Source organism: Streptomyces laculatispora, assembly GCF_017353455.1.
GTDB classification, from domain to species: Bacteria; Actinomycetota; Actinomycetes; order Streptomycetales; family Streptomycetaceae; genus Streptomyces; species Streptomyces laculatispora.
Genome location: NZ_JAFMPZ010000049.1, coordinates 1 through 3,959 on the forward strand (window position 1 = coordinate 1; position 3,959 = coordinate 3,959).

Annotated in this window: 5 protein-coding genes; 4 read left to right on the forward strand and 1 reads right to left on the reverse strand. The window is 71.8% G+C overall.

Annotation, left to right across the window (positions count from 1 at the left end):
* The 4 genes from J1C73_RS01765 to proC form a co-directional block, all read left to right on the forward strand.
* Positions 1-754, forward strand: a 754-nt coding sequence (locus J1C73_RS01765; protein ID WP_207314753.1) for a class I SAM-dependent methyltransferase, incomplete at its 5' end; no start/stop codon positions are given.
* 63 nt (positions 755-817) lie between these two features.
* Positions 818-1,585, forward strand: coding sequence for an ABC transporter ATP-binding protein (locus J1C73_RS01770; protein WP_207314754.1), 768 nt, complete (start codon positions 818-820; stop codon positions 1,583-1,585).
* Positions 1,582-2,391: an ABC transporter permease gene (locus J1C73_RS01775; RefSeq protein ID WP_207314755.1), complete on the forward strand. Its 810-nt coding sequence runs from the start codon at positions 1,582-1,584 to the stop codon at positions 2,389-2,391. Before J1C73_RS01770 ends, J1C73_RS01775 begins: the two co-directional genes overlap by 4 nt.
* 83 nt (positions 2,392-2,474) lie before the next feature.
* Positions 2,475-3,284: a pyrroline-5-carboxylate reductase gene (gene proC / locus J1C73_RS01780; protein ID WP_123460017.1), complete on the forward strand. Its 810-nt coding sequence runs from the start codon at positions 2,475-2,477 to the stop codon at positions 3,282-3,284.
* Position 3,285: 1 nt separating this feature from the next.
* Here proC and J1C73_RS01785 read toward each other — a convergent pair whose 3' ends face one another.
* Positions 3,286-3,873, reverse strand: coding sequence for a cysteine hydrolase family protein (locus tag J1C73_RS01785; protein WP_207314756.1), 588 nt, complete (start codon positions 3,871-3,873; stop codon positions 3,286-3,288).
* Positions 3,874-3,959: the final 86 nt, after the last annotated feature.

A 3,959-nucleotide genomic window follows, 5' to 3' on the forward strand; every position in this document is an offset into this window, starting at 1 on the left:
CCCCGGCTACCCGGACGCCCTCCTCGACGCCGTCGAGGAACTCGCGGGCCGCCCCCTGCGAGGCGCCCGCACCCTCGACGTCGGCGCGGGCACCGGCATCTCGACCCGCCGCCTCCACGACCGGGGCGCCCGGGTCGTCGCCGTCGAACCGGGCCCCGGCATGGCGGCGGAACTGCGAAGGACCCTGCCGGGCATCCCGCTGGTACGGGGCGACGGCAACCGCCTCCCCTTCGCCGCGGCTTCGGCCGACCTGATCACGTACGCCCAGTCCTGGCACTGGACCGACCCCGCCCGCTCGGCCCCCGAAGCCGTGCGCGTCCTGCGGCCGGGCGGCGCACTGGCCCTGTGGTGGAACGTCGCCGACCCGGCCGTCCCGTGGATCACCGAACAGGACGCGCGCCTGCGCCGCTTCTTCGCCGTCGAGGTGCCCACGGAAGCCGGGCCCGAGAACGAGAACGCAGCCGGGAACGCGCCCGTGAACCGTCCCCGGGCCACCGGAGTCCACGGCTCGCCCGTCTCCGCCCGCGATCTGCCGTCCGAGCTCACGTTCGTACACCGTCGCGTGCCCTGGACCCGGCGCGTCCCCCTGGCCACCCACCTCGCCAACCTCGCCAGCCACTCCGCCTTCCTGGTCCTCGGCGACGAGCCCACCCGGCGCTGCCTCTCCGAGGAGCGCGAGCACCTCGCGCAGCGCTTCCCGGACGGCACGGTGGAGGAGGCCTATGTCGTCGATCTGAGCGTGGCCATCCGCTGAACCCGCGCACGGCGACGCCCGGCTCCCTTGACGGCAGCCCGCCGCCGAGACAAAATTCATCACATGATGAATTCTTCGGGCGTCGCCATCGAGGCCCGCGGCCTCACCGTCGTACGAGGCAGCCGCACCGTCCTGAAAGGCCTCGGCTTCACCGTCGAGCCAGGCAGGATCACCGGGCTCCTCGGCCCCTCCGGCTGCGGCAAATCCACCCTGATGCGGGCCGTCGTCGGCACGCAGGCCAAAGTCACCGGCACCCTCGACGTCCTGGGCAGCCCTGCAGGCCACCCCACCCTCCGACCGCGGATCGGGTACGTCACCCAGGCGCCGTCCGTCTACACCGACCTCACCGTCCGGCAGAACCTCGACTACTTCGCGGCGATCCTGCAGCCAGGCCGACGGCACCGCGATGCCCGCCGCGAAGCCGTCACCCGCGCCATCACCGAGGTCGACCTGACCAGCCACTCCGACGCCCTCGCCGGCACACTCTCCGGCGGCCAGCGCACCCGCGTCTCCCTCGCCGTGGCGCTGCTCGGCACCCCCGAACTCCTCGTCCTGGACGAACCCACCGTCGGCCTGGACCCGGTGCTCCGGCGCGATCTGTGGAGCCTCTTCCACCGCCTCGCCGCGGACCGGGGGACCACCCTCCTCGTCTCCTCCCACGTCATGGACGAGGCGGAGCGCTGCCACCGGCTGCTCCTGATGCGCGAGGGCGAGATCCTCGCCGACGACACCCCCGAGGCACTGCGCGCCGCCTCCCGCACCGACACCGTCGAAGAAGCCTTCCTCCACCTGGTCGACGCGGCCGCCACCCGTCAGGAGAACGCCCGATGAGCACGCGTACGCCTACGAGCACGACGCGCGACACCCCGGCACCGCCCCCGGCGACCGGCTCGTCCGTCCTGAGCCCCGCCCGCACCCTCGCCACCGCCGCCCGCGTCCTGCGTCAGCTGACCCACGACCCCCGCACCATCGCGCTGCTCCTGCTGATCCCGGTCCTGATGATCACGCTGCTGCGCTACGTCTTCGACGGCAGCCCCAGGACCTTCGACTCCATCGGCGCCTCGCTGCTCGGCATCTTCCCGCTGATCACGATGTTCCTGGTGACCTCGATCGCCACCCTGCGCGAACGCACCTCGGGCACCCTCGAACGCCTCCTCGCCATGCCGCTCGGCAAGGGCGACCTGATCGCGGGCTACGCCCTCGCGTTCGGCGCCGTCGCCATCCTCCAGTCCCTCCTGGCGACGGGCCTCTCCCTCTGGGTCCTCGGCCTGGACGTCACCGGATCACCGTGGCTGCTGCTCCTGGTCGCCCTGCTCGACGCCCTGCTCGGCACGGCCCTCGGCCTGTTCGTCTCGGCCTTCGCGGCATCCGAGTTCCAGGCCGTCCAGTTCATGCCGGCCGTGATCTTCCCGCAGCTCCTGCTCTGCGGTCTGTTCATCGCCCGGGACCAGATGGCACCCGTCCTCGAAGCGATCTCGAACGTCCTGCCCATGTCGTACGCCGTCGACGGCATGAACGAGGTCCTCCACCACACGGACATCACCGGGGACTTCATCCGCGACATCGTGATCGTGGCGGGCTGCGCACTCCTCGTCCTCACCCTCGGCGCCGCCACCCTCCGCCGCCGCACCACCTGACGGGCCGGTGCGAGGATGGCGGGCACGCGTACCGAGAACAGCCGGCACCCAGAACCGCCGGCACCGCCCGGAGGGTGAACCGCATGACCCAGACAGTTGCAGTCCTCGGCACCGGCAAGATCGGCGAGGCCCTGCTCAGCGGCATGATCCGGGCCGGATGGCGCCCGGCGAACCTGCTGGTCACCACCCGCCGCGCCGAACGCGCCGAGGAGCTCCGCAACCGCTACGGGGTGGACTCCGTCAGCAACGCCGAGGCCGCCGAGCGCGCCGACATCCTGATCCTCGCGGCCAAACCCCAGGACATGGCCCGCCTCCTCGACGAGCTCTCCGCCCATGTCGCCGCCGACCGCCTGGTCATCAGCGCCGCGGCCGGTATCACGACCGCCTTCATCGAGGACCGCCTCACCGAGGCCACCCCGGTCGTCCGTGTCATGCCGAACACCCCCGTCCTGGTCGACGAGGGCATGTCCGTCATCTCCGCCGGCAGCCACGCCACCGGCGCACACCTCGCCACCGCCGAGGCGATCTTCGGCGGGGTCGGCAAGACCCTGCGCGTCCCCGAGTCCCAGCAGGACGCGGCCACCGCACTCTCCGGCTCGGGCCCCGCGTACTTCTACTTCCTCGTCGAGGCGATGACGGACGCCGGCATCCTGCTCGGCCTGCCCCGCGCCCAGGCCCACGACCTGATCGTCCAGGCCGCCATCGGCGCCGCCGTGATGCTCCGGGACAGCGGCGAGCACCCGGTCAAGCTCCGCGAGGCCGTCACCAGCCCGGCCGGCACCACCATCAGCGCTATCCGCGAACTGGAGAACCACGGCGTGCGCGCCGCCCTCATCGCGGCCCTCGAAGCCGCCCGCGACCGCAGCCGCGAACTCGCCTCCGGCAACGGCTGAGCTACTCCGCGGCGGCCGCGATCAGCTCCGCACTGCGCACCACCTCCGCGAACCCACCGCCGTGCAGCGACACGGCGGTGGCCCGCGCCAGCTCCTGCGCGCCGAGCGTCCACCCCCACGGACCGGCCCCGTCGAAGGTGTACGTCGCATCGAGCGCGAAGAACACCTCGTACCCCAGGTTCCCCGCCATTCGCGCCGTCGTCTCCGCACACATATTGGTCTGGATACCGGCCACCACGATCTGCCGCACCCCGCCCGCGCGCAGCCACGCCCCCAGATCGGGCGTCCCGTAGAACGCCGAGTTCACGCTCTTCGTCAGAAACAGCTCGGGCCCACCGCCCTTTCCCCGCCGCTCCTCCACGTACGGCTTGAAGCCGTTCCCCGGATATCCCACCCGCAGCGGCGAATCCGGCTTGGGCGAGTCATGCCGTACGAACACGACCGGCCGCCCGCTCGACTGCCAGGCATCGATCAGCCCGGCGATGTTCCGGTCCGCCGAGGGGTTGTTCCGCGGCCCCCAGTACGCCTCCTCCTCGAATCCCTGCTGCACGTCCACCACGACCAGCGCTGCGTTCTCCTCGATATCCATGGCTACGATGCTGCCGCCCCCGGCCCCGGCGGCCCAGAGGTCAAAAAGCCATCGATCGATGCTTTACTGCCAGCATGGCCATGCCC